We start from the raw sequence: 26988 nt of genomic DNA, 5'->3' as shown, positions 1-26988 counted from the left end.
GGGGCTGCATGGAATTTGCGATACAACTCATTATTATCTTAATTTGTCTGTTTTATGGTGCCCGAAAAGGCGGTATTGCGCTGGGCCTGTTGGGCGGCATCGGTTTGGTTATCCTTGTTTTTGTGTTCCATCTTCAGCCGGGTAAACCACCGGTTGATGTAATGCTGGTGATCATTGCCGTCGTGGCCGCCTCGGCCACGCTACAGGCGTCCGGCGGGCTGGATGTCATGTTACAGATTGCCGAGAAGCTGCTGCGGCGCAACCCGAAATATGTCTCGATCGTCGCGCCTTTCGTCACCTGCACGCTGACCATTCTCTGTGGTACCGGACACGTGGTGTACACGATCCTGCCGATTATCTACGATGTCGCCATTAAGAATAACATTCGTCCGGAGCGTCCAATGGCGGCCAGCTCCATAGGCGCCCAGATGGGGATCATCGCCAGCCCGGTCTCGGTAGCAGTGGTGTCGCTGGTGGCGATGCTGGGGAATTTTACCTTTAACGGTAAACACCTGGAATTTCTCGACCTGCTGGCGATAACCATTCCGTCCACGCTGTTGGGGATCCTGGCGATTGGTATCTTCAGCTGGTTCCGTGGCAAAGATCTGGATAAAGACGAAGCCTTCCAGGCGTTTATTGCGGTACCGGAAAATCGCCATTATGTCTATGGCGATACGGCGACACTGCTGGATAAAAAGCTGCCGACCAGCAACTGGATTGCGATGTGGATCTTTCTGGCCTCCATCGCCGTGGTGGCCCTGCTCGGCGCGTTTTCCGAACTGCGTCCGGCCTTCGACGGTAAGCCGCTGTCGATGGTGCTGGTGATCCAGATGTTCATGCTGCTCTCCGGGGCATTAATCATCATCATTACCAAAACCAACCCGGCGTCGATTTCTAAAAATGAGGTTTTCCGTTCGGGGATGATCGCTATCGTCGCGGTATACGGCATCGCGTGGATGGCGGAGACTATGTTCGGCGCGCATATGACCGAGATTAAAGGTGTGCTCGGGGAGATGGTGAAGGAGTACCCGTGGGCTTACGCCATCGTACTGCTGCTGGTTTCGAAGTTTGTGAACTCTCAGGCGGCAGCGCTGGCGGCGATTGTTCCGGTGGCGCTGGCCATCGGCGTCGACCCGGCCTATATCGTGGCTTCCGCGCCGGCCTGCTATGGCTACTATATTCTGCCGACCTACCCAAGCGATCTGGCGGCGATCCAGTTCGACCGCTCAGGGACCACCCATATCGGCCGCTTTGTCATTAACCATAGCTTCATCCTGCCCGGGCTCATCGGCGTCGGTGTCTCCTGCGTGTTTGGCTGGGTATTCGCCGCGATGTATGGTTTTCTTTGAGAGGGGACGGGCGCCGGCAGCGGCGCCCGTTAAATCCGCGAGATTACTGCGCGAGCGGCAGACGACGATAGAGTTCAATCATATCGGTCGCCAGATCCTGAATGACCATGGCGTTCATCAGGTGGTCCTGAGAGTGAACGGTGATCAGGTTGACCGGCAGCTTACCGGTGCCTTCATCCAGGCCGATGAGCTGGGTCTGGATTTTATGCGCATGTTTGACGAACTCATGGGACTCGGCCATGGCCTGCTCGGCTGCCGCAAAGTCACCTTTCCGTGCTAACTGGAGAGCAGTGAGCGCCGCGCTACGTGCGGAACCGGCATTAACCAACAGCTCCATGATGATCGTTTCTAAATCTTCCATCGATTACTCCAGCATCTTCAGGGCTTTATCCAGAACGGCATCGCCTTTCATCATGCCGTAGTCCATCATATCGATCACCGCGACTTTCTTGCCGAATGGATCGGCCAGCGCCTGCAGTTTCGCCTGCTCATATTTCACCTGCGGGCCGAGTAAAATAATGTCGGCGGCGGCCAGGTTATCTTTAAACTCGGCGACCGGGACGGCCTTGATAGAAACCTCAACACCTTTTTTCTGCGCGGCATCTTGCATACGCTGAACCAGCATGCTGGTGGACATACCGGCGGCACAGCACAAAACGATATTCTTCATAGTCAGTGGCCCTTGTGTTCCGTGATGTCTTATCTTTATCGCGGCCCTGGCGATGCGACAACCGCTTTACCGTGATTGTGTGTAAGTCATCACACAAAAATTGAAACCGGTTTCATTTTTGCCGATAAAAATAAAAAAGCCCACCGAAGTGGACGGCAGCGTCCTGTTGTCTCACGCGCGGAGGATGCGGTTTTTACCTTGTTGCTTGGCTTTATAAAGTGCCTCATCGACGCTCACCACCAGCTTATCCAGCGGCTCCATATTCCATTCCCCCAGTCCGGCGCTAAAGGTGACCGTCAGGCCATCTTCGCGCCAGGTACGCCGTTCGACGTTGACCCGCCATGTTTCCAGTAGCGTTCGGGCGTTATCGATGTGTTCGGCAGGAAAGACCACCGCGAACTCTTCACCGCCGTAGCGATAAAGGGAAATCTCCAGCGGCTGGAGGACCTGCAGCCCCTCGCGGGCGACGTTGCGCAGGACGATATCGCCGTTGAGGTGTCCCCAGGTGTCGTTGATCGATTTGAAGTTATCGATATCGACCAGGGCAAGGGCGAAAGGTTGGTGATCGTTCATCAGCGCGGCGATATCGCTGTCGAAGGCGCGGCGGTTTTTGCAGCCAGTGAGGGCGTCGATGGTGGCCTGGCGAACGTAGGTCAGTTCACGCTGTTTGTTGGTTTCAATGGCTTTACTCAGCATTGCCTCAAGGCGCGGAGCGCGTTTGACGTCGCCGGTTTTAATCGCATTGATGATATTCATCAGCACGGTACGGGAAGCATGACGCAGATAAAGGCCGAACAAGAGGATGATAATCGCCGCGAGTGAGAAACCGCCGATCACTAAGTTTGTCTCATGGCGCGTCAGATTGATCAGGGTGGCGTTATCGACACGGTAAATCACGAACCAGTCGGGATTGGTAAAGGAGTAGTAGTAATACCAGGTATCGCTCCTGACATCGTAAAGCTGCCCCTCTCCGCTGGTCATTTTATCCATCAGTTCGTCGCTGACGAAGGGTTTAAACAGCGCGCCCGGGTCGGAGTGCAGGACAACTTTGCCATCCCGCTGCACCACAAAAAATTCCCCCTGTACGGGGGCGACCATCTGCCGTAGCGCGAACCCCATGGAGGTGAGATCTAGATGAAAAGCCAGGCTGCCCTTGAGTTTACCCTCCGGAGTAATGATGGGTTTGAAAATGGTAATCGTCGGATGGTGGGTGAAAAAGTCCATATACGGGCTGGTGTAGTGGCTGAAGGTGCTGGCTTCTGCCTGTTTGATAAACCAGGGCCGCGTTTTGGGGTCGAAAGCCAGGCTGTCTTCATTTTTCAGTACTTCCGGGGCGCGCAGATAGTGGCCCTCGGTATCCGCCAGCGAGATGGATGAGACGCTTGGCATCATGTTCTGTAACTGCATTAGCGTGGTTAACCCTTTCTCCGGATCAACGTTCACCGCGCGGTTCAGTTCGTCATTACGGGCAAAGAAGGTGGCCGCGCGGCCGAGGATAAAATCATTTTCCCGCAGCAGCGTTTCCGTATAGTTGATGGCCAGGTTGTGGGTAAAGTTGCGGTTAATATCGTGATAATCTTCGAGAAAATCTTTCCGCTGTGCCAGGGTGACAAAAGTAGCAATCAGCATGAAACTGAGCAAAATGCCGGCAAACCCCACGACGATTGGTGTCGTAAAAGAGAGTTTTCTGTTGTGTAGCGCCATGAATCGTTAATCGTCCCGGATGTATAAACCAAGGGTCCGAACGCAGCTTGTGTCAGCGAGCCTGCCGATCGAATCAGTTAACTATTGCTCAATTATAACTCTGAGGCCTTCATCTATCGTGATTTATATTCGTCGATAATGAACCGGCCCTCGCGCAGCGCGGAGAGGCAGGGCGAAAATGAGGAAGAAAACGTTCGCCCTGGTCAGCGTCCGCTGCTGACCCGGGCAGAATAGAAAAACGGCGGCAATCGGGCGACTCCCCATTTTTCATCTCTCGTGCAGGCACGCAAAATAATCAGCGGCTTGCAACATACTTCATGATGATTGCGAGGCGCGTCCCAGCCAGCTGTCCCAGTCTTTCCATACCGGCTGCAGGCCACGGGCGGCTAGCGCGCTGGCGACCTCTTCAGGGCGGCGATCGTCATGTGGGGCAAATTGCTCGAGCTCCGGATGATCGTCGGCGTAGCCGCCGGGCTGCGTTTTAGAGAAGGCGCTGACGTTATTGATCGCCAGCGGGATCACCCGGTCGCGGAACCAGGGTGATTCACGGGTTGAAAGCGACAGCTCAACCTCCGGCGCCAGCAGGCGGAAGGCGCAAATGGTCTGCACCAGCTGGCGCTCATCCATCAGCGAAGCTGGTTCAATACCGCCGGCGCAGGGACGCAGGCGCGGGAAGGAGACCGAGTAGCGGCTGCGCCAGTAGCGCTGCTGCAGCCACAGCAGGTGCTCGGCGACCATAAAGCAGTCCACCCGCCAGCTGTCGGAAAGACCAATCAATGCACCGAGGCCGATCTTATCGATCCCCGCCTCGCCCAGGCGATCCGGTGTATCCAGCCGCCAGAAGAAATCCTGTTTTTTCCCTTTCAGATGGTGCTGGGCATACATGCTTTCATGGTAGGTCTCCTGATAGACCATTACCCCGTCGAGCCCCAGCGTTTTCAGCTCGGCATACTCTTCGGTCGCCAGCGGCTGCACCTCCATATGCAGCGAGGCAAACTGGCTGCGGATAGCCGGCAGGTGCTGGCGGAAATAATCCATTCCCACCTTGCCCTGATGCTCGCCGGTCACCAGCAGCAGATGCTCAAAGCCCAGGTCGCGGATCGCGGCGCACTCGCGGGCAATCTCGGCGGCATCCAGCGTCTTGCGCTTAATGCGATTGCTCATTGAGAAGCCGCAGTAGGTGCAGTCATTGGCGCACAGGTTGGAGAGATACAGTGGTACGTAAAAGCTGACGGTATTGCCGAAGCGCTGCCGGGTGAGCCGCTGCGCACGCTGGGCCAGCGGTTCAAGATAGTTGGCCGCCGCCGGTGAAAGCAGGGCCATCATGTCGTCACGGGTGAGCTGTTTGGCCGCCAGCGCCCGTTCGACGTCGGCGGCGGTTTTGCTGTTGATGCGCAGGCGGATGTCGTCCCACTCCAGCTCCCGCCAGCGATCGCTGAAGGTTTTCATGCCAGCGCCTCCAGGAATCCGGTCAGCGGGCTGGTGGCCTGCGCCTGCGTACTGCGTGCCCCCGGTCCGGCCTGACGCGCCAGTAATCCGGCATCGACTGCCATACGGAAGGCGCGGGCCATGGTCACGGGGTCGTCGGCGACGGCAATGGCGGTATTGACCAGCACCGCATCTGCGCCCATCTCCAGCGCCTGCGCCGCATGGCTCGGCACGCCGATCCCGGCATCAACCACCACCGGTACCGTCGCCTGTTCGATAATAATCTCCAGCATAGCCCTGGTTTCCAGCCCCTGATTGGAGCCGATCGGCGCACCCAGCGGCATCACCGCCGCGCAGCCAGCCTCTTCCAGCCGTTTACACAGCACCGGATCGGCGCCACAGTAGGGCAGGACGACGAACCCTTCGCGCACCAGCAGCTCCGCCGCCTTCAGGGTTTCAATCGGGTCAGGCAGCAGCCAGCGGGCATCCGGGTGGATCTCCAGCTTCAGCCAGTGGGTGCCCAGGGCTTCCCGCGCCAGGCGGGCGGCAAACACCGCCTCTTCCGCCGTCTTGGCGCCTGAGGTATTCGGCAGCAGGTTAACGCCCGCCGCCAGCAGCGGCGCGAGAATCGCGTCATTGTTCTGGCGTAAATCGACGCGCTTCATCGCCAGCGTCACCAGCTGGCTTCCCGAGGCGCGAATCGCCTCGACCATCACCTCCGGGGCGGCGAATTTGCCGGTACCGGTAAAAAGATGGGATTCAAACGTTTTGTCTGCAATACGTAACATGTCAGCCTCCAGCGATAACCTGAAAAAGCAGGATCCGATCGCCTTCCTGTAAGAGATGATCTTCCCACCGGTCGCGCGGCAGGATGTGTTGATTAAGCGCCAGCGCAACGCCCGGCTGCAGCTGTTCGAGCTGGGTCAGCAGGGCGCTGACGCTGAGATTGTCGGCACATGCCAGCGGCTCGTCGTTAAACCAAATCTGCATGCCGCCCTCCGCACACCGGGCAATTCCGGGAGCGCTGTAGCGCCAGATTACGCCAGTTGCTGGTGCGGGCGTCGAACAGCCGCAGGGTATTACGCGGCGTCGTCATGCCGCTGAGCAGCTTAATCGCCTCCAGCGCCTGCAGCGTGCCCATCATGCCGACGACCGGGCCGACGATCCCCGCGGTGCGGCAGTTGCGCTGCGGTTCGTCGCTATCCGGCCACAGGCAGCGATAGCAGCCCTGCGCCCAGGGGGGAGTGAGCACCATCAACTGACCGCCGAAGCCGACGGCGCTGGCGGTCACTAACGGGGTGTTGAGGGCCACACAGGCGGCGTTGATTGCCTGGCGGGTCACCATGTTATCGGTGCAGTCCAGCACCACGTCCGCTTTCGCCACCTCAGCGCGCAGCGCCTCGCCGCTCAGACGTTGCTGGAGCGCAACCAGTTTGATCTGCGGGTTTAGCTGACTGAGCCGGGTCTTTGCCGCCGCGGCTTTTGGCCGGTCGATATCCTCGCTGGTGAACAGGATCTGCCGCTGCAGGTTGCTGAGATGCACGGCGTCGTCATCGGCCAGGGTCAGCGTCCCGACGCCCGCTCCGGCAAGATAGAGTGCCGCCGGGGAGCCCAGCCCGCCAAGGCCGATAATCAGCACCCGGCTGGCTAACAGTTTCTGCTGACCCTCGATGGCAATATCCTCCAGCAGCAGCTGGCGGCTATAGCGCATAAAGTCGTGATCATTCATCGCCTGCTCCCGCCAGCGCCAGCAGCTGGTCTGTCGCTGCCCGCCAGTCCGCCGCCTGGGTAATAGCGCTGACCACCGCGATGCTGCCGACGCCGGTCGCCAGTACGCCCGGCGCTTTTTCCAGACTGATGCCGCCGATCGCGACGGTGGGGTAATCCGCCAGGCGTTGAATATGTCTGGCTAGCTGGTCGAGGCCCTGCGGCGCGGAAGGCATCTGTTTGGTTTGCGTCGGGAAGACGTGGCCCAGCGCGATGTAAGAGGGGCGCGCCGCCAGCGCGACATCAATTTCCATATCGTCGTGAGTGGAGACGCCGAGACGCAGTCCGGCTTTGCGGATAGCGCTCAGATCGGTGGTTTCCAGATCTTCTTGCCCCAGGTGTACCCCGTAGGCCTGATGCTTAATCGCCAGCTGCCAGTAATCGTTAATGAACAACCGGGCGTGATAGCGGCGGCCAAAGGCGATGGCGGCGATCACGTCATCCTCCACGTCGCTGTCACGTTGGTCTTTAATGCGCAGTTGAAGAGTACGCACTCCCGCCTCCAGCAGGCGCTCAATCCACGCCACGCTGTCAACCACCGGGTAGAGTCCAAGACGAAATGGGACGGGTGGAAAATCAGGTTGATACATCAGGCTTCCTCCTGTTTCAGGTAGATTTCGCCGCCACGGGCACGGAAGTGATGCGACATATCGGCCATGCCAGCTTCGATATTTTGCTTCGCGGCGTAGTCGCGGACTTCCTGGGTGATTTTCATCGAACAGAATTTCGGCCCGCACATGGAGCAGAAGTGGGCGACCTTGCCGGATTCCTGCGGCAGGGTTTCATCGTGATAGGCCCGCGCGGTGAAGGGGTCGAGCGCGAGGTTGAACTGGTCTTCCCAGCGGAATTCGAAACGCGCTTTGGACATCGCGTTGTCGCGGATCTGCGCCCCGGGGTGGCCTTTCGCGAGGTCGGCGGCGTGGGCGGCGATTTTGTAGGTAATCAGCCCCTGTTTCACATCCTCTTTGTTGGGCAGGCCGAGATGCTCTTTTGGCGTGACGTAGCACAGCATCGCGCAGCCAAACCAGCCAATCATTGCCGCGCCGATACCGGAAGTGAAATGATCATAGCCCGGCGCGATGTCGGTGGTGAGCGGGCCTAAGGTGTAGAATGGCGCTTCGTGGCAATGCTCCAGCTCTTCGGTCATATTGCGGCGGATCATCTGCATCGGCACGTGGCCGGGGCCTTCAATCATCACCTGCACGTCATACTCCCAGGCGATTTTCGTCAGTTCGCCCAGCGTATGCAGCTCGGCGAACTGCGCCTCGTCGTTGGCGTCCTGGATCGAGCCGGGGCGCAGACCATCGCCGAGGGACAGCGACACGTCATAGGCGGCGCAGATTTCACAGATTTCGCGGAAGTGCTGGTAGAGGAAGTTTTCCTGATGATGCGACAGGCACCACTTGGCCATGATGGAACCACCGCGCGACACGATACCTGTCAGGCGCTTCGCGGTCATCGGCACGTAGCGCAGCAGTACGCCGGCGTGAATCGTGAAGTAGTCGACGCCCTGTTCGGCCTGTTCCAGCAGGGTATCGCGGAAGGCTTCCCAGGTCAGGTTCTCGGCAATGCCGTTGACCTTCTCCAGCGCCTGGTAAATCGGGACGGTACCAATCGGCACCGGGCTGTTGCGCAGGATCCACTCGCGGGTTTCGTGGATATAGCGGCCGGTGGAGAGGTCCATCACCGTGTCGGCGCCCCAGCGGGTTGACCAGACCAGTTTTTCCACCTCCTCTTCGATGGAAGAGGTCACCGCCGAGTTGCCGATATTGGCATTCACTTTCACCAGGAAATTGCGGCCGATAATCATCGGCTCAGATTCCGGGTGGTTGATGTTGGCGGGGATGATGGCGCGTCCGGCGGCAACTTCATCGCGGACGAACTCGGGGGTAATGTTTTCCGGCAGGCGGGCACCGAAGCCTTCCCCGGCATGCTGCTGGCGCAGAACCTCGCTGCGGATACGTTCGCGACCCATGTTTTCGCGAATGGCGATGAACTCCATCTCCGGCGTGACGATCCCCTGGCGGGCGTAGTGCAGTTGGGTAACGCATTTCCCGGCGACGGCGCGTTTGGGCGTCAGCAGGCCGCTGAAGCGCAGCTCATCGAGACCGTCATCGGCCAGCCGCGCTTTGGTATAGGCCGAGCTGCGTTCGCTGAGCGGAGCGCAGTCGTTACGCGCGTCGATCCACGGCTGGCGCAGCTTTGCCAGCCCCTGGCGGACATCAATGCCAATATCCGGGTCGCCATAAGGGCCGGAGGTGTCATATACCGGGATCGGTTCATTGGCTTCGTACCGGGGGTTATCTTTATCGCCGCCGACGAGGGTCGGGCTGAGCTGAATTTCACGCATCGGGACGCGGATATCCGCTTGTGAGCCGTGAACGTAGATGCGGCGTGAATTGGGAAAAGCGGTACCTGCCAGCGTATCAATGAATCGCTGCGCGTGCTCGCGTTGTTCCCGACGGGTGAGTTTGGTAGTAGACATAGCGCATTCCAGTTAAAAAAGGAGATGGCTTGTCAGACGACGGATGGAGTAACAGATGCGACCGGTCCAGAACGGACAGGAGCGACCAGCAGTTTACTCTTGTTCCCTTCGCAGGTATTAGCCTGATCAGGTTCCGCGGATCCCGAATTAACGGTCTCAGCCTTTTCCACTTTAGCCAGCGCATGGAAAATAGGCACTCCGACAAGATGACGTCCCCTCCGGAGAGGGGGAATGGAGGTAAACTACTCGTTAATTGCGCACAACTCAAGCGGTCGGCGCAATATTATCGCGCACGTCGTTGCTCAGGTTATGCGCGACGGCGAGGGCGATCAGTTTATCCTCCAGCGCGAAACGTGCTTCCAGCGACTCGCCGATATCCGACAGCGCCTGCTGAAATTCAAGGTAGTTATCGTGATCGATAGCGTTTTCGAGGCAGGTATCGTAGTAGTCCATCATCTGCTGGGTATTGGCTTCCAGCTGTGGATAAAGCCGGGTGGCGGCTAAAAGTGGGGTATCGCCTTCCATTTCGCCAATAATGCGTTCATAAATATTAAAATGACCGGATGAGAGGTAATCCACCAGACTTTGGCAAAAGTCATCCAGCGCCTTTTCGTTTAGCCGCATAAATGACTCTTTGCCCGGTTTCAGGCCAACCAGATTGTAGTAAGCCACGAGCAGATGCTTACGCACTTGTAGCCAGCGATCGACCAGTTCATTACTACCGCCAACGCGCTCCGTCAGATTTTCCAGCTGGTTTAGCATGATTGACTCCGCTAGTTTTGATTTAAATCTGCTCACCAAAATGTAAATATAATGTTAACAACATGCCAGTGAAGCAAAGGTAGTGCAATAGATATGGATCGTATTATTGAAAAATTAGATCGCGGCTGGTGGGTTGTCAGTCACGAACAAAAATTATGGTTGCCTGGTGGAGAATTACCACATGGCGAAGCGGTTAATTTTGATCTTGTCGGACAGCATGCGCTGCATATTGGCGAGTGGCAGGGCGAGTCCGTCTGGATGGTGCGCCAGGATCGCCGCCATGACATGGGATCGTTACGCCAGGTTCTGGATCAGGATCCGGGTCTCTTCCAGCTGGCGGGGCGAGGGATCCAGCTCGCCGAATTTTATCGATCGCATAAATTTTGCGGCTACTGTGGCCATCCGATGCATGCCAGCAAAAGCGAATGGGCGATGCTGTGCAGCCACTGCCGTGAACGCTATTACCCGCAAATTGCCCCCTGCATTATCGTCGCTATCCGTCGCGATGATTCGATCCTGTTGGCGCAACATACCCGCCATCGTAACGGCGTGCACACCGTGCTGGCCGGGTTTGTCGAAGTGGGTGAAACCCTTGAGCAGGCAGTGGCCCGCGAGGTGATGGAGGAGAGCGGCATCAAGGTGAAAAACCTGCGCTATGTGACCTCTCAGCCGTGGCCGTTCCCGCAGTCGCTGATGACCGCCTTTATGGCGGATTACGCGGATGGCGATATCGTGGTCGACAAAAAAGAGCTGCTGACCGCGGACTGGTACCGCTATGACAATCTACCGCTCCTGCCACCGCCGGGCACGGTGGCGCGTCGGCTTATCGAAGATACGGTGGCGATGTGTCGGGCAGAGTTCGAGTGACATGTTACACTGGGCGCATCAACGCTAAAGGAATGTAAAAATGACCGAACTGAAAAACGATCGTTACCTGCGCGCGCTGCTGCGTCAGCCGGTTGATGTCACCCCGGTGTGGATGATGCGTCAGGCGGGCCGCTATTTACCGGAGTACAAAGCCACCCGTGCGCAAGCGGGCGACTTTATGTCGCTGTGTAAAAATGCCGAGCTGGCCTGCGAAGTGACGCTCCAGCCGCTGCGCCGTTACCCGCTGGATGCGGCGATCCTCTTTTCGGACATCCTGACGATCCCGGACGCCATGGGTCTGGGGCTGTACTTTGAAGCTGGCGAAGGTCCGCGCTTCACCTCGCCGATAAAAAGCAAAGCCGACGTCGACAAGCTGCCAATCCCGGATCCGGAGCAGGAACTGGGCTATGTCATGAACGCCGTGCGTACCATTCGCCGCGAACTGAAAGGCGAAGTGCCGCTGATCGGCTTCTCCGGTAGCCCCTGGACGCTGGCGACCTATATGGTGGAAGGCGGCAGCAGCAAAGCGTTCACCGTGATCAAAAAGATGATGTACGCCGAACCGCAGGCGCTGCATGCGCTGCTGGAGAAGCTGGCGAAGAGCGTCACCCTGTACCTCAACGCGCAGATCAAAGCCGGCGCGCAGTCGGTGATGATTTTCGACACCTGGGGCGGGGTGCTGACCGGTCGCGACTATCAGCAGTTCTCGCTCTACTACATGCATAAAATTGTCGATGGCCTGCTGCGGGAGAATGAAGGCCGCCGCGTGCCGGTGACCCTGTTCACCAAAGGCGGTGGCCAGTGGCTGGAAGCGATGGCGGAGACCGGCTGTGACGCGCTGGGGCTCGACTGGACCACCGATATCGCTGATGCTCGCCGTCGTGTAGGTCACAAAGTGGCGCTCCAGGGCAATATGGACCCGTCGATGCTGTATGCGCCAGCCCCGCGTATTGAAGAGGAAGTGGCGACTATTCTCGCCGGCTTCGGCCAGGGCGAAGGTCATGTCTTTAACCTTGGTCACGGCATCCATCAGGATGTCGACCCGCAGCATGCGGGCGTCTTTGTTGAGGCGGTGCATCGTCTTTCCACACCCTATCATCAATAGGAGATAAGCCGTATGGATTTAGCCGCGCTACGTACCCAACAACAACAGTTAGCCGCGTCGGTCGAGCGAGCGGATCGACTGGATCGCGACCCGCCGGCGTTGATCGGCGGCGCGGATGTCGGGTTTGAGCAGGAAGGGGAAGTGACCCGGGCTGCGATGGTGCTGCTGACCTGGCCTGAGCTTGAGCTGGTGGAGTATCAGGTGGCGCGCGTCGCCACCACCATGCCCTATATTCCCGGCTTTCTCTCGTTTCGCGAAACACCTGCGCTGCTGGCGGCGTGGGAGCAGCTTTCGCAAAAACCGGACCTGCTCTTCGTCGACGGCCACGGTATCTCCCATCCCCGGCGGCTCGGCGTCGCCAGCCATTTTGGTCTGATGATTGACGTGCCGACCATCGGGGTGGCGAAAAAACGGCTGTGCGGAAAAATCGGCGAACTGGGTGATGAGCCCGGCGCACTGGCCCCGCTGATGGATAAAAATGAGCAACTGGCCTGGGTCTGGCGCAGCAAAGTGCGCTGCAACCCGCTGTTTATTAGCACCGGTCACCGGGTGGGCATGGACAGCGCCTTAATGTGGGTTGAGCGCTGCATGCGAGGCTATCGTCTCCCCGAGCCGACGCGCTGGGCCGATGCGGTGGCGTCCCGTCGTCCGTCGTTTGTGCGTTGGCAAGCAAATCACGGCTGATTCAGGTACACTGCGCCTAATTTCTGACTTCGAGAATTCATCATGTTACAAAACCCGATTCACCTGCGCCTGGAGAAGCTGGAAAGCTGGCAGCATGTCACTTTTATGGCCTGCCTGTGCGAGCGTATGTACCCTAACTACGCCATGTTCTGCAAGCAAACCGAGTTCGGCGACGGCCAGCTGTACCGTCGTATCCTGGACCTGATCTGGGAAACGCTGACGGTTAAAGATGCGAAGGTGAATTTCGACAGTCAGCTGGAGAAGCTGGAAGAGGCCATCCCGGCGGCAGATGATTTCGACCTGTACGGTGTTTATCCGGCTATAGACGCCTGCGTGGCGTTGAGCGAACTGATCCATTCGCGTCTGAGCGGTGAAACACTTGAGCACGCGATTGAGGTGAGCAAGACATCCATCACCAGCGTGGCGATGCTGGAAATGACCCAGGCCGGTCGCGAAATGACCGATGAAGAGCTGAAAGCGAACCCGGCGGTAGAGCAGGAATGGGATATTCAGTGGGAAATTTTCCGCCTGCTGGCCGACTGTGAAGAGCGTGACCTTGAGCTGATAAAAGGTCTGCGCGCGGACCTGCGTGAGGCCGGTGAGAGCAATATTGGTATAAATTTTCAGCAGTGAGACCAGAAAACGTGATTTACCGCCTGAATTGTAGCGTCTGAAGGCTTCCATTCCGCCCCCCGTCTGGTCTACATTTGGAGGGCGAAAAAAAGTGGCTATCGGTGCGTGTATGCAGGAGGGTGCTTTTTTGGCATTTCCGTCGCACTCGATGCTTAGCAAGCGATAAACACATTGTAAGGATAACTTATGAACAAGACTCAACTGATTGATGTAATTGCGGACAAAGCTGACCTGTCCAAAGCACAGGCTAAAGCTGCCCTGGAATCTACCCTGGCTGCAATTACTGAGTCTCTGAAAGAAGGTGATGCTGTTCAACTGGTTGGTTTCGGTACCTTCAAAGTGAACCACCGCGCTGAGCGTACTGGCCGCAACCCGCAGACCGGTAAAGAGATCAAAATCGCTGCAGCTAACGTGCCGGCATTTGTTTCTGGCAAAGCACTGAAAGACGCAGTTAAGTAAGACCGCGTGGCAGTGAACAGTTTTATCGAAGGGGCTATTAAGCCCCTTTTGTCTGTCTGGCGCCGGCCTCTGGCGCTGGCGGGCATCCTGTTGCTGACTGCCTGCAGCCACGACGCCTCGCTTCCACCGTTTACCGCCAGCGGTTATGCGGATAATCAGGGGGCGATGCGTATCTGGCGTAAAGATTCAGGTGATGAAGTCCATCTTCTCGCCGCTTTCAGCCCGTGGCGTCACGGGGATACCTCGACCAGTGAATATCGCTGGCAGGGCGATCAATTGACGTTTATCGAACTCAATGTCTACGGTAAGCCGCCGGAACATATTCGCGCCCGCTTCGACGCGCAGGGCGATCTCAGCTTTATGCAGCGGGAAGTCGACGGGCAGAAGCAACAGCTCTCCAGCGACCAGGTCGCACTGTATCGTTATCGCGCCGAGCAGATCCGCCAGACCAGCGATGCTCTCCGCCAGGGACGCGTCGTCCTGCGTCAGGGGCGCTGGAACGCTGCCGCGCATACCGTGTTGACCTGTGAAGGTCAGACGGTTAAGCCTGACCTCGATAGCCGGGCCCTGGCGCATATTGAACGTCGCCAGAGTCATTCCTCCGCCGCGGTGAGCATCGCCTGGCTGGAGGCGTCTGAAGGCTCTCAACTATTGCTGGTCGCCAATGAAAACTTCTGCACCTGGCAGCCGACAGAAAAAAGCTTCTAACGATTACCAGTGGTTCATGCCCCTATGACCACCGCCGTTACCGCGGCAGCCGTTGTATCCCATTCCTGCGCCACGGGGAACGCCCGCCTCAGCCAGGGCGACATCAAACTTCACCCGCTGCTGATCCAGCTTCTGGCGTAAGCCTTCCATCTCCTGAGCGACAGCTTCAATCTTTCCACTGTCCGGCTTTTGCGTCGTGAGCAGCGCATTGTACTCATAGCGTTTGGACTGCAGCTGCTGGCGCAGGGCGCTGGTTTGCGCAGCGTAATCGTTATGCAGCTTTTGCGCGGTAGCCTGCTGCTCCTGGGTCAGCTGGCTGTAACCCTGATTGCCCATCCCGGTGTTATTGCCCCAGTGATGGTTGGCCCAGGCCGCGTTGCTGCCAAAGGTCAGTACGGCAAGGGTGACGAGGGTGAGAGGTAAGTTACGGTTCCGTTTCATGGCATTATCTCCTGTGTGGTTTCTCTCGTTATTGCATCTTCCATGCCAGCCTGAAAAAGCCCGCCCGTACGGGCCTGCCGGAGGAGCCGATGGGGAAGGTGAGTAAAAATGACCCGTTCCTGGCGGGTCAGGCGGGTCATTTTTACTCGCTAAACCGCAGGCGATATGTTTGAGAACAGGATTGACGGCGTGGGAAAATGGCATGATTTCTGCTGAAGGATCCTGCAGAAAGCGAAAAGGATATGACAAGGACTCACCGATGAAGATCAAACCTTTCTCCCGGCACGCCGCTGCGGACGCCCTGAGCTGGCTGCTGACCGGCGCAATGGTGCTGTTGGTCATGCTGTTCTCCGTAATGATCGTCCGCGACTACGGTCGTGAGACGACCGCCGCCCGACAAACCATTGAGGAGAAGGGGAGCGTGCTGATCCGCGCGCTGGAGTCTGGCACGCGCGTCGGGATGGGGATGCGTATGCATCATGCGCAGCTGCAGGCCCTGCTGGAAGAGATGGCCTGGCAGCCCGGAGTGCTGTGGTTCGCGGTGACCGATGAAAACGGTAAAATCATCGCCCATAGCGATCCGCAACAGGTGGATAACGCGCTGTACAGTCCGGCGCAGATGCGCGAACTCCACGTGAGCGAACAGGCCCGCTGGCGCCGGCTTAGCGAACCGCAGCCGGCGCTGGAGATCTATCGCCAGTTCCGCCCGCTCAATCCTGCTCGCGGCCATCATATGGGGATGATGAATCGCGGCAACAGCGCGCTGGCTCAGCCCACTGTCCCGCAGGTGATTTTTATCGCCTTTGATAGCCGCGAGCTGGATGCGGCGCAGGCCCGCGGCCAGCGCAACATGATGATCATGCTGGGTGCCGCGGCGCTGGTCATCGCGGCGACGATCCTCGCTCAGTTCTGGTTCCGCCGCTATCGTCGCTCACGCCAGCAACTGCTGGAGGCGATGGCCCGCAAAGAAAAGCTGGTGGCGCTTGGCCATCTGGCGGCGGGTGTCGCGCATGAGATCCGCAATCCGCTCTCTTCGATTAAAGGGCTGGCGAAGTATTTTGCCGAACGCACTCCCCCAGGCGGCGAAGCGCAGCAATTAGCCCAGGTGATGGCGAAAGAAGCCGACCGCCTGAACCGGGTGGTCAGCGAGCTGCTGGAGCTGGTCCGGCCCGCGCATTTAAATTACCAGCCGGTGGATATCAACGCGCTTATCCGGCACTCATTGCAGCTGGTAAGCCAGGATGCGCAGAGTCGCGGGATCGCACTGCAATTTACTCCGCGCCCTGAGTTAACCACGATCAACGCCGATGCTGACCGCCTGAACCAGGTGCTGTTGAACCTGTACCTGAACGCGATGCAGGCGATTGGCCGTGATGGCGTCATTCACGTATCGGCAAGCGAAGCCGATCGTCAGCGGGTGAAAATCGTCGTCACGGATAGCGGTAAGGGGATGAGCGATGAAGAGCTGCAGGCCATCTTCACACCGTATTTCACCACCAAGGCGGACGGCACGGGGCTGGGGCTGGCGGTGGTACAGAATATTATCGAACAACATGGCGGGACAATCCGCGCCGAAAGCCAGCCGGGGGCCGGAGCGATATTTACGCTTTGGCTACCGGTGGAGGCTCAACGGAGGGAAGATGAGCAGCGGTAAAGTACAGATTCTGGTTGTCGATGATGACGTCAGCCACTGCACAATTCTGCAGGCGCTGCTGCGCGGCTGGGGCTATCAGGTGGCGTTAGCTCACAACGGCCTGCAGGCGCTGGAGCAGATCCAGCACCAGGTCTTCGACCTGGTGCTGTGCGATATCCGTATGGCGGAGATGGACGGTATCGCGACGTTAAAAGAGATAAAAGCCTATAACCCGGCGATACCGGTGCTGATCATGACGGCGTTTTCCAGCGTCGGTACGGCGGTGGAGGCCATTAAGTCCGGGGCGCTGGATTATCTGGTCAAACCGCTGGATTTTGACACCCTGCAGCAGACGCTGGTTCAGGCGCTGGCACACACGCAACAGAGCAAGATCGATCCCAGCGTTGCGACGGATTCACGGTGGGGCATGATTGGCGAAAGCCCGGCGATGCAGGCGCTTATCAACAATATTACGCTGGTGGCGCCCTCGGATGCGACGGTGCTGATCTGCGGCGAATCGGGAACCGGTAAAGAACTGGTGGCGCGCGCCATTCACGCCTGCAGCGAACGCCGCGAGAAGCCGCTGGTGACGCTAAACTGCGCGGCGCTGAATGAGTCGCTGCTGGAGTCCGAGCTGTTCGGTCATGAAAAAGGGGCGTTTACCGGGGCGGATCGGCGGCGGGAAGGGCGTTTTGTCGAGGCGGATGGCGGCACGCTGTTCCTTGATGAAATTGGTGATATCTCACCGCTGATGCAGGTGCGTCTGCTGCGGGCGATTCAGGAACGCGAGGTGCAGCGCGTTGGCAGTAACCAGACGCTTGCCGTTGATGTGCGGCTGATTGCCGCTACCCATCGTAATCTGGCGGAGGAGGTGAGCGCCGGGCGCTTTCGCCAGGATCTCTATTATCGCCTGAACGTCGTGACCATTGATATGCCGCCGCTGCGTCAGCGCCGGGAAGACATTCCTCTACTGGCGCAACACTTTCTTAAGCGCTATGCCGAACGCAATCGCAAAACGGTGCAGGGGTTTACGCCGCAGGCGATGGATCTGCTGATCCACTACCCCTGGCCGGGTAATATCCGTGAACTGGAAAACGCGGTGGAGCGGGCGGTGGTGCTGCTGACCGGAAACTATATCTCCGAACGAGAACTGCCGCTGGCGATAGCGGGCACGCCGTTGCCGTCGGGTGGTAGCGAGAACGCGCTGATTCAGCCGTTAGTGGAAGTTGAAAAAGAGGTGATTCTGGCGGCGCTGGAAAAAACGGGCGGCAACAAAACTGAAGCCGCCCGTCAGTTAGGCATTACGCGGAAAACGCTGCTGGCAAAACTTAGCCGTTAGCTTTTTCACGTTCGATGGCGCGCCAGCCGATATCGTTACGGCTAAAGCTGCCGTCCCAGCGAATATCGGTCAGCAGTTGATAGGCGCGCTGCTGCGCCTGCGCCACGGTTTCACCCAGCGCGGTCACGCACAGCACGCGCCCGCCGTTGGTGACGACGCGCTGGTCGTCTGCCAGTTTGGTGCCGGCATGGAAGACTTTACCATCTGCCGCTTCCTGCTGCGGCAGGCCGAAGATCTCATCACCCGTGTTGTAATTGCCCGGATAGCCGCCGGCGGCAACCACCACACCCAGCGACGCGCGGTCATCCCACTCGGAGGTTTTCTCGTCCAGTTTGCCCGCGCAGGCGGCGAGGCACAGATCTACCAGGTCGGACTTCATGCGCAGCATGATCGGCTGGGTTTCCGGATCGCCAAAGCGGCAGTTGAACTCAATTACCTTCGGGTTACCCTGTTTGTCGATCATCAGACCGGCATACAGAAAACCGGTATAGGTATTGCCTTCAGCGGCCATGCCTTTCACGGTGGGCCAGATAATCCGCTCCATGGTGCGCTGATGGACTTCATCAGTCACGACCGGCGCCGGAGAATAAGCGCCCATCCCACCGGTGTTCGGGCCGGTATCGCCGTTGCCGACGCGCTTGTGATCCTGGCTGGTGGCCATCGGCAGGACGTGCTCGCCGTCGACCATGACAATAAAGCTGGCTTCTTCGCCATCGAGGAACTCTTCAATCACGATGCGGTGGCCAGCATCGCCAAAGGCGTTGCCGGCCAGCATATCTTTGACCGCCGCCTCAGCTTCCTCAAGGGTCATCGCCACGATAACGCCTTTACCCGCTGCCAGACCGTCGGCTTTGATGACGATCGGCGCGCCTTTCTCCCGCAGATAAGCCAGCGCAGGCTCGACCTCGGTGAAGTTCTGGTATTCCGCCGTCGGGATATGATGACGAGCGAGGAAATCTTTGGTGAAGGCTTTTGAGCCTTCCAGCTGCGCGGCGCCTTCGGTTGGCCCGAAGATGGTCAGCCCTGCGGCACGGAATGCGTCCACTACGCCAATGACCAGCGGCGCTTCCGGGCCTACGATGGTCAGATCGATGTTCTCATCCTGCGCGAAGCGAAGCAGCGACGGAATATCGGTAACGCCGATGGCGACGTTTTGCAGCGACGGCTCCAGCGCAGTACCTGCGTTGCCCGGCGCGACGTAGACGGTATCAACCAGCGGCGACTGGGCCGCTTTCCAGGCCAGCGCGTGCTCACGCCCGCCGTTGCCGATTACTAATACTTTCATCTGTAGCTCCGTGAATTAATGGCGGAAGTGGCGCATGTCGGTGAAGATCATGGCGATACCATGTTCGTCCGCGGCAGCAATCACTTCGTCGTCGCGGATAGAGCCGCCCGGCTGGATCACACAGGTGATGCCTACTGCGGCTGCGGCATCAATGCCGTCGCGGAACGGGAAGAAGGCGTCAGAGGCCATGGCGGAGCCTTTCACTTCCAGACCTTCGTCACCGGCTTTAATCCCGGCAATTTTCGCTGAGTAGACGCGGCTCATCTGACCGGCGCCTATGCCGATGGTCATGTTGTCTTTGGCATAGACGATGGCGTTGGATTTAACGAATTTCGCCACTTTCCAGCAGAACAGCGCATCGCGCAGTTCCTGCTCGCTCGGCTGACGTTTGCTGACCACGCGCAGTTCGCCCGCAGTGACCATGCCGAGATCGCGGTCCTGAACCAGCAGGCCGCCATTGACACGTTTGAAATCGAGGCCGGCAACGCGAGTATCCCACTGGCCACAGACCAGTACGCGGACGTTCTGTTTCGCGGCGGTGATCTTCAGCGCTTCTTCGCTGGCGGACGGCGCGATGATCACTTCGACGAACTGGCGAGAGATGATCGCCTGCGCGGTTTCTGCATCCAGCTCGCGGTTAAAGGCGATGATGCCGCCGAACGCGGAGGTTGGGTCGGTTTTGTATGCGCGATCGTAGGCGTCGAGAATCGAGTCGCTGACGGCAACGCCGCATGGGTTAGCGTGCTTGACGATCACGCAGGCTGGCTCATTGAACTCTTTCACGCACTCCAGCGCCGCATCGGTATCGGCAATGTTGTTATAGGAGAGCGCTTTACCCTGCAGCTGGGTAGCGGTTGCCACGGAAGCTTCTTTGACATTCTCTTCTATATAGAAGGCAGCCTGCTGGTGGCTGTTTTCGCCGTAGCGCATATCCTGCTTCTTAATGAAGTTCAGATTCAGGGTGCGCGGGAAGCGGCCAGCGGCTTCTTTGCTTTCGCCGTGATAGGCCGGAACCATGCTGCCGAAGTAGTTAGCGATCATGCTGTCGTAAGCTGCGGTGTGTTCGAAGGCTTTAATGGCGAGATCGAAGCGGGTGTTCAGCGTCAGGGAGCCTTCGTTGGCGTCCATCTCATTAATGATGGCGTCATAGTCGCTGCTCTTCACTACGATAGCGACGTCTTTATGGTTCTTCGCTGCGGAGCGCACCATAGTCGGGCCGCCGATATCAATGTTTTCCACCGCGTCTTCCAGCGAGCATCCTTCACGAGCGACGGTCTGGGCAAATGGGTAAAGGTTAACGACCACCATATCGATAGGCGCAATACCGTGCTGCTGCATGATACCGTCATCCTGACCGCGACGACCGAGGATGCCGCCGTGTACTTTCGGATGCAGGGTCTTCACGCGTCCATCCATCATTTCCGGGAAACCGGTGTAGTCAGAGACTTCGGTAACCGGCAGGCCTTTATCTGCCAGCAGGCGGGCGGTGCCGCCGGTGGACAGCAGCTCGACACCACGAGCGGAAAGCGCCTGCGCGAATTCGACGATACCGGCCTTGTCAGAAACACTGAGCAGAGCGCGGCGGACTGGACGACGTTGTTGCATGGTATTAAATCCCCAGGATTTGAACATTACAGAGAGCGTTAGGTGAGTTTTTGCCTAAAAACTCACCTAACGCACCCAACCGGGCATCCGTGTCATAGCGCGGCATTGTAACGAAAACGTTTGCGCAACGCTCGCGAATTTTTATCTTTCTCTTTCAGCCACCGTTTCTTCTTTATATAGAAGCTGACCCACCGGGCTTTTGTCGCCCTTTCATCGCGCTTCTGTGGATAATTCTGTGTGTAAAAGGGTATAAAGCGGGGTTTTGCTGGGGAATGCAGCAGTCAGTCATTTTTCTGCCATTTTTCTATTGCAGGCGCTCGAGAACTCCCTATAATGCGCCTCCATCGACACGGCGGATGTGAATCACTTCACACAAACAGCCGGTTCGGTTGAAGAGAAAAATCCTGAAATTCAGGGTTGACTCTGAAAGAGGAAAGCGTAATATACGCCACCTCGCGACAGAGCGCTAAAGCGCGTCGCAACTGCTCTTTAACAATTTATCAGACAATCTGTGTGGGCACTCAAAGTGACATGGATTCTTAACGTCCTCGGACGAAAAATGAATACCAAGTCTCTGAGTGAACATACGTAATTCATTACGAAGTTTAATTCACGAGCATCAAACTTAAATTGAAGAGTTTGATCATGGCTCAGATTGAACGCTGGCGGCAGGCCTAACACATGCAAGTCGAGCGGTAGCACAGAGAGCTTGCTCTCGGGTGACGAGCGGCGGACGGGTGAGTAATGTCTGGGAAACTGCCTGATGGAGGGGGATAACTACTGGAAACGGTAGCTAATACCGCATAACGTCGCAAGACCAAAGTGGGGGACCTTCGGGCCTCATGCCATCAGATGTGCCCAGATGGGATTAGCTGGTAGGTGGGGTAACGGCTCACCTAGGCGACGATCCCTAGCTGGTCTGAGAGGATGACCAGCCACACTGGAACTGAGACACGGTCCAGACTCCTACGGGAGGCAGCAGTGGGGAATATTGCACAATGGGCGCAAGCCTGATGCAGCCATGCCGCGTGTGTGAAGAAGGCCTTCGGGTTGTAAAGCACTTTCAGCGGGGAGGAAGGCGGTGAGGTTAATAACCTCACCGATTGACGTTACCCGCAGAAGAAGCACCGGCTAACTCCGTGCCAGCAGCCGCGGTAATACGGAGGGTGCAAGCGTTAATCGGAATTACTGGGCGTAAAGCGCACGCAGGCGGTCTGTCAAGTCGGATGTGAAATCCCCGGGCTCAACCTGGGAACTGCATTCGAAACTGGCAGGCTAGAGTCTTGTAGAGGGGGGTAGAATTCCAGGTGTAGCGGTGAAATGCGTAGAGATCTGGAGGAATACCGGTGGCGAAGGCGGCCCCCTGGACAAAGACTGACGCTCAGGTGCGAAAGCGTGGGGAGCAAACAGGATTAGATACCCTGGTAGTCCACGCTGTAAACGATGTCGATTTGGAGGTTGTGCCCTTGAGGCGTGGCTTCCGGAGCTAACGCGTTAAATCGACCGCCTGGGGAGTACGGCCGCAAGGTTAAAACTCAAATGAATTGACGGGGGCCCGCACAAGCGGTGGAGCATGTGGTTTAATTCGATGCAACGCGAAGAACCTTACCTGGTCTTGACATCCACAGAACTTTCCAGAGATGGATTGGTGCCTTCGGGAACTGTGAGACAGGTGCTGCATGGCTGTCGTCAGCTCGTGTTGTGAAATGTTGGGTTAAGTCCCGCAACGAGCGCAACCCTTATCCTTTGTTGCCAGCGGTTAGGCCGGGAACTCAAAGGAGACTGCCAGTGATAAACTGGAGGAAGGTGGGGATGACGTCAAGTCATCATGGCCCTTACGACCAGGGCTACACACGTGCTACAATGGCATATACAAAGAGAAGCGACCTCGCGAGAGCAAGCGGACCTCATAAAGTATGTCGTAGTCCGGATTGGAGTCTGCAACTCGACTCCATGAAGTCGGAATCGCTAGTAATCGTAGATCAGAATGCTACGGTGAATACGTTCCCGGGCCTTGTACACACCGCCCGTCACACCATGGGAGTGGGTTGCAAAAGAAGTAGGTAGCTTAACCTTCGGGAGGGCGCTTACCACTTTGTGATTCATGACTGGGGTGAAGTCGTAACAAGGTAACCGTAGGGGAACCTGCGGTTGGATCACCTCCTTACCTTAAAGAACCTGCCTTTGTAGTGCTCACACAGATTGTCTGATGAAAGTAAAGAAGCAAGGCGTCTTGCGATTGAGACTTCAGTGTCCCCTTCGTCTAGAGGCCCAGGACACCGCCCTTTCACGGCGGTAACAGGGGTTCGAATCCCCTAGGGGACGCCACTTGCTGGTTCGTGAGTGAAAGACGCGTGCCGATGTATCTCAAAACTCATCTTCGGGTGATGTTTGAGATATTTGCTCTTTAAAAATCTGGATCAAGCTGAAAATTGAAACGACACATATTTAATGGTGTGTTCGAGTCTCTCAAATTTTCGCGACACGATGGTGTTTTACGAAACATCTTCGGGTTGTGAGGTTAAGCGACTAAGCGTACACGGTGGATGCCCTGGCAGTCAGAGGCGATGAAGGACGTGCTAATCTGCGAAAAGCGTCGGTAAGGTGATATGAACCGTTATAACCGGCGATGTCCGAATGGGGAAACCCAGTGTGATTCGTCACACTATCGTTAACTGAATACATAGGTTAACGAGGCGAACCGGGGGAACTGAAACATCTAAGTACCCCGAGGAAAAGAAATCAACCGAGATTCCCCCAGTAGCGGCGAGCGAACGGGGAGCAGCCCAGAGTCTGAATCAGCTTGTGTGTTAGTGGAACGGTCTGGAAAGTCCGACGGTACAGGGTGATAGTCCCGTACACCAAAATGCACAGGTTGTGAACTCGAAGAGTAGGGCGGGACACGTGGTATCCTGTCTGAATATGGGGGGACCATCCTCCAAGGCTAAATACTCCTGACTGACCGATAGTGAACCAGTACCGTGAGGGAAAGGCGAAAAGAACCCCGGCGAGGGGAGTGAAAAAGAACCTGAAACCGTGTACGTACAAGCAGTGGGAGCACCTTCGGGTGTGACTGCGTACCTTTTGTATAATGGGTCAGCGACTTATATTCTGTAGCAAGGTTAACCGTATAGGGGAGCCGCAGGGAAACCGAGTCTTAACTGGGCGTTAAGTTGCAGGGTATAGACCCGAAACCCGGTGATCTAGCCATGGGCAGGTTGAAGGTTGGGTAACACTAACTGGAGGACCGAACCGACTAATGTTGAAAAATTAGCGGATGACTTGTGGCTGGGGGTGAAAGGCCAATCAAACCGGGAGATAGCTGGTTCTCCCCGAAAGCTATTTAGGTAGCGCCTCGTGAACTCATCTTCGGGGGTAGAGCACTGTTTCGGCTAGGGGGTCATCCCGACTTACCAACCCGATGCAAACTACGAATACCGAAGAATGTTATCACGGGAGACACACGGCGGGTGCTAACGTCCGTCGTGAAGAGGGAAACAACCCAGACCGCCAGCTAAGGTCCCAAAGTCATGGTTAAGTGGGAAACGATGTGGGAAGGCACAGACAGCCAGGATGTTGGCTTAGAAGCAGCCATCATTTAAAGAAAGCGTAATAGCTCACTGGTCGAGTCGGCCTGCGCGGAAGATGTAACGGGGCTAAACCATGCACCGAAGCTGCGGCAGCGACACTATGTGTTGTTGGGTAGGGGAGCGTTCTGTAAGCCTGCGAAGGTGGCCTGTGAGGGTTGCTGGAGGTATCAGAAGTGCGAATGCTGACATAAGTAACGATAAAGCGGGTGAAAAGCCCGCTCGCCGGAAGACCAAGGGTTCCTGTCCAACGTTAATCGGGGCAGGGTGAGTCGACCCCTAAGGCGAGGCCGAAAGGCGTAGTCGATGGGAAACAGGTTAATATTCCTGTACTTGGTGTTACTGCGAAGGGGGGACGGAGAAGGCTATGTTAGCCGGGCGACGGTTGTCCCGGTTTAAGCATGTAGGCGGAGGTTCCAGGTAAATCCGGTACCTTTTAACGCTGAGGTGTGATGACGAGGCACTACGGTGCTGAAGTAACAAATGCCCTGCTTCCAGGAAAAGCCTCTAAGCATCAGGTAACATTAAATCGTACCCCAAACCGACACAGGTGGTCAGGTAGAGAATACCAAGGCGCTTGAGAGAACTCGGGTGAAGGAACTAGGCAAAATGGTGCCGTAACTTCGGGAGAAGGCACGCTGGTGTGTAGGTGAAGTCCCTGCGGACGGAGCTGAGACCAGTCGAAGATACCAGCTGGCTGCAACTGTTTATTAAAAACACAGCACTGTGCAAACACGAAAGTGGACGTATACGGTGTGACGCCTGCCCGGTGCCGGAAGGTTAATTGATGGGGTTATCCGTAAGGAGAAGCTCTTGATCGAAGCCCCGGTAAACGGCGGCCGTAACTATAACGGTCCTAAGGTAGCGAAATTCCTTGTCGGGTAAGTTCCGACCTGCACGAATGGCGTAATGATGGCCAGGCTGTCTCCACCCGAGACTCAGTGAAATTGAACTCGCTGTGAAGATGCAGTGTACCCGCGGCAAGACGGAAAGACCCCGTGAACCTTTACTATAGCTTGACACTGAACATTGAGCCTTGATGTGTAGGATAGGTGGGAGGCTTTGAAGCGTGGACGCCAGTCTGCGTGGAGCCAACCTTGAAATACCACCCTTTAATGTTTGATGTTCTAACGTAGGCCCCTGACCGGGGTTGCGGACAGTGTCTGGTGGGTAGTTTGACTGGGGCGGTCTCCTCCCAAAGAGTAACGGAGGAGCACGAAGGTTAGCTAATCCTGGTCGGACATCAGGAGGTTAGTGCAATGGCATAAGCTAGCTTGACTGCGAGCGTGACGGCGCGAGCAGGTGCGAAAGCAGGTCATAGTGATCCGGTGGTTCTGAATGGAAGGGCCATCGCTCAACGGATAAAAGGTACTCCGGGGATAACAGGCTGATACCGCCCAAGAGTTCATATCGACGGCGGTGTTTGGCACCTCGATGTCGGCTCATCACATCCTGGGGCTGAAGTAGGTCCCAAGGGTATGGCTGTTCGCCATTTAAAGTGGTACGCGAGCTGGGTTTAGAACGTCGTGAGACAGTTCGGTCCCTATCTGCCGTGGGCGCTGGAGAATTGAGGGGGGCTGCTCCTAGTACGAGAGGACCGGAGTGGACGCATCACTGGTGTTCGGGTTGTCATGCCAATGGCACTGCCCGGTAGCTAAATGCGGAAGAGATAAGTGCTGAAAGCATCTAAGCACGAAACTTGCCCCGAGATGAGTTCTCCCTGAGACTTTAAGTCTCCTGAAGGAACGTTGAAGACGACGACGTTGATAGGCCGGGTGTGTAAGCGCAGCGATGCGTTGAGCTAACCGGTACTAATGAACCGTGAGGCTTAACCTTACAACGCCGAAGCTGTTTTGGCGATTTGAGAGAAGATTTTCAGCTCTGATTCAGAGTCCGAAGGATTTTGCGCTGAGACAAGGCGGCAAACGAGGCGATGGAAGGAGCATACATAAGTATGTGACTGACACTCGCGAGAGCAGCCAACGCAGTATGAGCGCAAAAGACACAGGACGAGCACAAAGAATTTGCCTGGCGGCACTAGCGCGGTGGTCCCACCTGACCCCATGCCGAACTCAGAAGTGAAACGCCGTAGCGCCGATGGTAGTGTGGGGTCTCCCCATGTGAGAGTAGGGAACTGCCAGGCATCAAATAAAGCAGAAAGCCCAGTCGAAAGACTGAGCTTTTTGTTTTTGTTATATCTGTTGTTTGACGATGAGCGCTCTCCGGAGCAGGACAAATCCGCCGGGAGCGGATTTGAACGTTGCGCAGCAACGGCCGGAGGGTAGCGGGCAGGACGCCCGCCATCAACTGCCAGGCATCAAACAAGTAAAAAGCCCATCCTGCCGGATGGGCTTTTTGCGTTTCAGTGGTCCGGCAACCGTGCCGGCATGTCTCCCCGGTGGCGCTGCGCTTACCGGGGCTACGGATTCGCACCCGCCCTGCACGACCTGTAGCCCGGACAAGGTGCGCAGCACCGC

The 26988-nt window shown here is 57.1% G+C and carries 22 protein-coding genes, 1 tRNA gene, 3 rRNA genes and 1 riboswitch; of the genes, 13 read left to right on the top strand and 13 right to left on the bottom strand.

Annotation, left to right across the window (positions count from 1 at the left end):
- Window positions 1-8: 8 nt before the first annotated feature.
- Window positions 9-1349 carry an anaerobic C4-dicarboxylate transporter DcuB gene (gene dcuB, locus DTA24_RS26775; RefSeq protein ID WP_008808003.1) on the top strand — a complete coding sequence of 447 codons (1341 nt, stop codon included), beginning with the start codon at window positions 9-11 and terminating at the stop codon, window positions 1347-1349.
- Window positions 1350-1392: 43 nt separating this feature from the next.
- Here the strand turns inward: dcuB and DTA24_RS26770 are convergent, their stop codons facing one another.
- The 10 genes from DTA24_RS26770 to DTA24_RS26725 form a co-directional block, all read right to left on the bottom strand.
- Window positions 1393-1710, bottom strand: coding sequence for a PTS lactose/cellobiose transporter subunit IIA (locus DTA24_RS26770; protein WP_008808002.1), 318 nt, complete (start codon window positions 1708-1710; stop codon window positions 1393-1395).
- Window positions 1711-1713: 3 nt separating this feature from the next.
- Window positions 1714-2019: a PTS sugar transporter subunit IIB gene (locus DTA24_RS26765; protein ID WP_002884150.1), complete on the bottom strand. Its 306-nt coding sequence runs from the start codon at window positions 2017-2019 to the stop codon at window positions 1714-1716.
- A 171-nt stretch (window positions 2020-2190) separates the two neighbouring features.
- Window positions 2191-3723 (bottom strand): sensor domain-containing diguanylate cyclase, encoded by a 1533-nt coding sequence (locus tag DTA24_RS26760; RefSeq protein ID WP_012543212.1) that lies wholly within the window; start codon window positions 3721-3723, stop codon window positions 2191-2193.
- A gap of 315 nt (window positions 3724-4038) precedes the next feature.
- Window positions 4039-5172, bottom strand: a complete 1134-nt coding sequence (gene thiH / locus DTA24_RS26755) for a 2-iminoacetate synthase ThiH (RefSeq protein ID WP_012543211.1) — start codon at window positions 5170-5172, stop codon at window positions 4039-4041.
- Window positions 5169-5939: a thiazole synthase gene (gene thiG / locus DTA24_RS26750; RefSeq protein ID WP_016160090.1), complete on the bottom strand. Its 771-nt coding sequence runs from the start codon at window positions 5937-5939 to the stop codon at window positions 5169-5171. Before thiG ends, thiH begins: the two co-directional genes overlap by 4 nt.
- 1 nt (window position 5940) lies before the next feature.
- Complete coding sequence (gene thiS, locus DTA24_RS26745) at window positions 5941-6141, bottom strand: sulfur carrier protein ThiS (RefSeq protein WP_008807998.1); 201 nt, start codon at window positions 6139-6141, stop codon at window positions 5941-5943.
- Entirely contained in the window at window positions 6125-6880 is a 756-nt protein-coding gene (gene thiF / locus DTA24_RS26740) for a thiazole biosynthesis adenylyltransferase ThiF (RefSeq protein WP_032732187.1), read from the bottom strand. Before thiF ends, thiS begins: the two co-directional genes overlap by 17 nt.
- Window positions 6873-7508: a thiamine phosphate synthase gene (gene thiE / locus DTA24_RS26735; protein WP_086892842.1), complete on the bottom strand. Its 636-nt coding sequence runs from the start codon at window positions 7506-7508 to the stop codon at window positions 6873-6875. Before thiE ends, thiF begins: the two co-directional genes overlap by 8 nt.
- Window positions 7508-9403 carry a phosphomethylpyrimidine synthase ThiC gene (gene thiC / locus DTA24_RS26730; protein ID WP_022064760.1) on the bottom strand — a complete coding sequence of 632 codons (1896 nt, stop codon included), beginning with the start codon at window positions 9401-9403 and terminating at the stop codon, window positions 7508-7510. Before thiC ends, thiE begins: the two co-directional genes overlap by 1 nt.
- Before the next feature lie 86 nt (window positions 9404-9489).
- A riboswitch (TPP riboswitch) is annotated at window positions 9490-9614 on the bottom strand.
- 53 nt (window positions 9615-9667) lie between these two features.
- Window positions 9668-10165, bottom strand: coding sequence for an Rsd/AlgQ family anti-sigma factor (locus tag DTA24_RS26725; protein WP_049139155.1), 498 nt, complete (start codon window positions 10163-10165; stop codon window positions 9668-9670).
- A gap of 93 nt (window positions 10166-10258) precedes the next feature.
- Here DTA24_RS26725 and nudC point away from each other — a divergent pair, with 93 nt between their 5' ends.
- From nudC to DTA24_RS26695, 6 genes are all read left to right on the top strand, one after another.
- Window positions 10259-11032: an NAD(+) diphosphatase gene (gene nudC / locus DTA24_RS26720; RefSeq protein ID WP_008807994.1), complete on the top strand. Its 774-nt coding sequence runs from the start codon at window positions 10259-10261 to the stop codon at window positions 11030-11032.
- A gap of 40 nt (window positions 11033-11072) precedes the next feature.
- Window positions 11073-12137, top strand: coding sequence for a uroporphyrinogen decarboxylase (hemE, locus tag DTA24_RS26715; protein WP_008807993.1), 1065 nt, complete (start codon window positions 11073-11075; stop codon window positions 12135-12137).
- A gap of 12 nt (window positions 12138-12149) precedes the next feature.
- Window positions 12150-12821 carry a deoxyribonuclease V gene (gene nfi / locus DTA24_RS26710; RefSeq protein ID WP_008807992.1) on the top strand — a complete coding sequence of 224 codons (672 nt, stop codon included), beginning with the start codon at window positions 12150-12152 and terminating at the stop codon, window positions 12819-12821.
- A gap of 42 nt (window positions 12822-12863) precedes the next feature.
- Window positions 12864-13454, top strand: a complete 591-nt coding sequence (locus DTA24_RS26705) for a YjaG family protein (RefSeq protein WP_012543208.1) — start codon at window positions 12864-12866, stop codon at window positions 13452-13454.
- Window positions 13455-13640: 186 nt separating this feature from the next.
- On the top strand, window positions 13641-13913 hold the full coding sequence (gene hupA, locus DTA24_RS26700; protein WP_002884342.1) for a nucleoid-associated protein HU-alpha: 273 nt from the start codon (window positions 13641-13643) through the stop codon (window positions 13911-13913).
- Between the two features lie 12 nt (window positions 13914-13925).
- Window positions 13926-14621, top strand: a complete 696-nt coding sequence (locus DTA24_RS26695; protein WP_012969176.1) for a DUF1481 domain-containing protein — start codon at window positions 13926-13928, stop codon at window positions 14619-14621.
- 3 nt (window positions 14622-14624) lie between these two features.
- On the opposite strand, the gene zraP is transcribed toward DTA24_RS26695, so the two are convergent.
- Complete coding sequence (gene zraP / locus DTA24_RS26690) at window positions 14625-15062, bottom strand: zinc resistance sensor/chaperone ZraP (protein WP_012969175.1); 438 nt, start codon at window positions 15060-15062, stop codon at window positions 14625-14627.
- Between the two features lie 259 nt (window positions 15063-15321).
- Between zraP and zraS the strand changes: the two genes are divergently transcribed.
- Window positions 15322-16716: a two-component system sensor histidine kinase ZraS gene (gene zraS, locus DTA24_RS26685; RefSeq protein WP_008807988.1), complete on the top strand. Its 1395-nt coding sequence runs from the start codon at window positions 15322-15324 to the stop codon at window positions 16714-16716.
- Window positions 16703-18034, top strand: a complete 1332-nt coding sequence (gene zraR / locus DTA24_RS26680) for a sigma-54-dependent response regulator transcription factor ZraR (RefSeq protein WP_123837143.1) — start codon at window positions 16703-16705, stop codon at window positions 18032-18034. The genes zraS and zraR overlap by 14 nt, the downstream gene beginning before the upstream one ends.
- Here the strand turns inward: zraR and purD are convergent.
- Together purD and purH are read right to left on the bottom strand one after the other, a co-directional pair.
- On the bottom strand, window positions 18024-19319 hold the full coding sequence (purD, locus tag DTA24_RS26675) for a phosphoribosylamine--glycine ligase (protein WP_123837142.1): 1296 nt from the start codon (window positions 19317-19319) through the stop codon (window positions 18024-18026). The genes zraR and purD overlap by 11 nt on opposite strands.
- A 15-nt stretch (window positions 19320-19334) precedes the next feature.
- The gene (purH, locus tag DTA24_RS26670) at window positions 19335-20924 is read right to left on the bottom strand and encodes a bifunctional phosphoribosylaminoimidazolecarboxamide formyltransferase/IMP cyclohydrolase (protein ID WP_016160095.1); all 1590 of its coding nucleotides are present in this window, start codon (window positions 20922-20924) and stop codon (window positions 19335-19337) included.
- A gap of 627 nt (window positions 20925-21551) precedes the next feature.
- On the opposite strand from purH, the gene DTA24_RS26665 reads away from it, so the two are divergent.
- The 4 genes from DTA24_RS26665 (at window position 21552) to rrf (ending at window position 26654) form a co-directional block, all read left to right on the top strand.
- Window positions 21552-23091 (top strand): 16S ribosomal RNA (locus tag DTA24_RS26665).
- A gap of 85 nt (window positions 23092-23176) precedes the next feature.
- Window positions 23177-23252: transfer RNA gene (locus tag DTA24_RS26660), tRNA-Glu, on the top strand.
- A 191-nt stretch (window positions 23253-23443) separates the two neighbouring features.
- Window positions 23444-26347: ribosomal RNA gene (locus DTA24_RS26655) — 23S ribosomal RNA — on the top strand.
- A 191-nt stretch (window positions 26348-26538) separates the two neighbouring features.
- Window positions 26539-26654: ribosomal RNA gene (gene rrf, locus DTA24_RS26650) — 5S ribosomal RNA — on the top strand.
- The 16S, 23S and 5S rRNA genes sit together here with 1 tRNA gene alongside, the layout of an rRNA operon.
- Window positions 26655-26988 lie beyond the last annotated feature (334 nt).

Origin of the sequence: Klebsiella sp. P1CD1 (assembly GCF_003790505.1) — a bacterium.
In the GTDB taxonomy this organism is placed as follows: domain Bacteria; phylum Pseudomonadota; class Gammaproteobacteria; order Enterobacterales; family Enterobacteriaceae; genus Klebsiella; species Klebsiella variicola.
The sequence above is the reverse complement of the archived record's forward strand: the minus strand, read 5'-3'. Positions and strand labels throughout refer to the sequence as shown.

Coding starts and splice junctions, on each gene's coding strand:
- dcuB (WP_008808003.1), top strand. CDS start 9: ATGGAATTTGCGATACAACTCATTATTATCTTAATTTGTCTGTTTTAT.
- DTA24_RS26770 (WP_008808002.1), bottom strand. CDS start 1,710: ATGGAAGATTTAGAAACGATCATCATGGAGCTGTTGGTTAATGCCGGT.
- DTA24_RS26765 (WP_002884150.1), bottom strand. CDS start 2,019: ATGAAGAATATCGTTTTGTGCTGTGCCGCCGGTATGTCCACCAGCATG.
- DTA24_RS26760 (WP_012543212.1), bottom strand. CDS start 3,723: ATGGCGCTACACAACAGAAAACTCTCTTTTACGACACCAATCGTCGTG.
- thiH (WP_012543211.1), bottom strand. CDS start 5,172: ATGAAAACCTTCAGCGATCGCTGGCGGGAGCTGGAGTGGGACGACATC.
- thiG (WP_016160090.1), bottom strand. CDS start 5,939: ATGTTACGTATTGCAGACAAAACGTTTGAATCCCATCTTTTTACCGGT.
- thiS (WP_008807998.1), bottom strand. CDS start 6,141: ATGCAGATTTGGTTTAACGACGAGCCGCTGGCATGTGCCGACAATCTC.
- thiF (WP_032732187.1), bottom strand. CDS start 6,880: ATGAATGATCACGACTTTATGCGCTATAGCCGCCAGCTGCTGCTGGAG.
- thiE (WP_086892842.1), bottom strand. CDS start 7,508: ATGTATCAACCTGATTTTCCACCCGTCCCATTTCGTCTTGGACTCTAC.
- thiC (WP_022064760.1), bottom strand. CDS start 9,403: ATGTCTACTACCAAACTCACCCGTCGGGAACAACGCGAGCACGCGCAG.
- DTA24_RS26725 (WP_049139155.1), bottom strand. CDS start 10,165: ATGCTAAACCAGCTGGAAAATCTGACGGAGCGCGTTGGCGGTAGTAAT.
- nudC (WP_008807994.1), top strand. CDS start 10,259: ATGGATCGTATTATTGAAAAATTAGATCGCGGCTGGTGGGTTGTCAGT.
- hemE (WP_008807993.1), top strand. CDS start 11,073: ATGACCGAACTGAAAAACGATCGTTACCTGCGCGCGCTGCTGCGTCAG.
- nfi (WP_008807992.1), top strand. CDS start 12,150: ATGGATTTAGCCGCGCTACGTACCCAACAACAACAGTTAGCCGCGTCG.
- DTA24_RS26705 (WP_012543208.1), top strand. CDS start 12,864: ATGTTACAAAACCCGATTCACCTGCGCCTGGAGAAGCTGGAAAGCTGG.
- hupA (WP_002884342.1), top strand. CDS start 13,641: ATGAACAAGACTCAACTGATTGATGTAATTGCGGACAAAGCTGACCTG.
- zraP (WP_012969175.1), bottom strand. CDS start 15,062: ATGAAACGGAACCGTAACTTACCTCTCACCCTCGTCACCCTTGCCGTA.
- zraS (WP_008807988.1), top strand. CDS start 15,322: ATGAAGATCAAACCTTTCTCCCGGCACGCCGCTGCGGACGCCCTGAGC.
- zraR (WP_123837143.1), top strand. CDS start 16,703: ATGAGCAGCGGTAAAGTACAGATTCTGGTTGTCGATGATGACGTCAGC.
- purD (WP_123837142.1), bottom strand. CDS start 19,319: ATGAAAGTATTAGTAATCGGCAACGGCGGGCGTGAGCACGCGCTGGCC.
- purH (WP_016160095.1), bottom strand. CDS start 20,924: ATGCAACAACGTCGTCCAGTCCGCCGCGCTCTGCTCAGTGTTTCTGAC.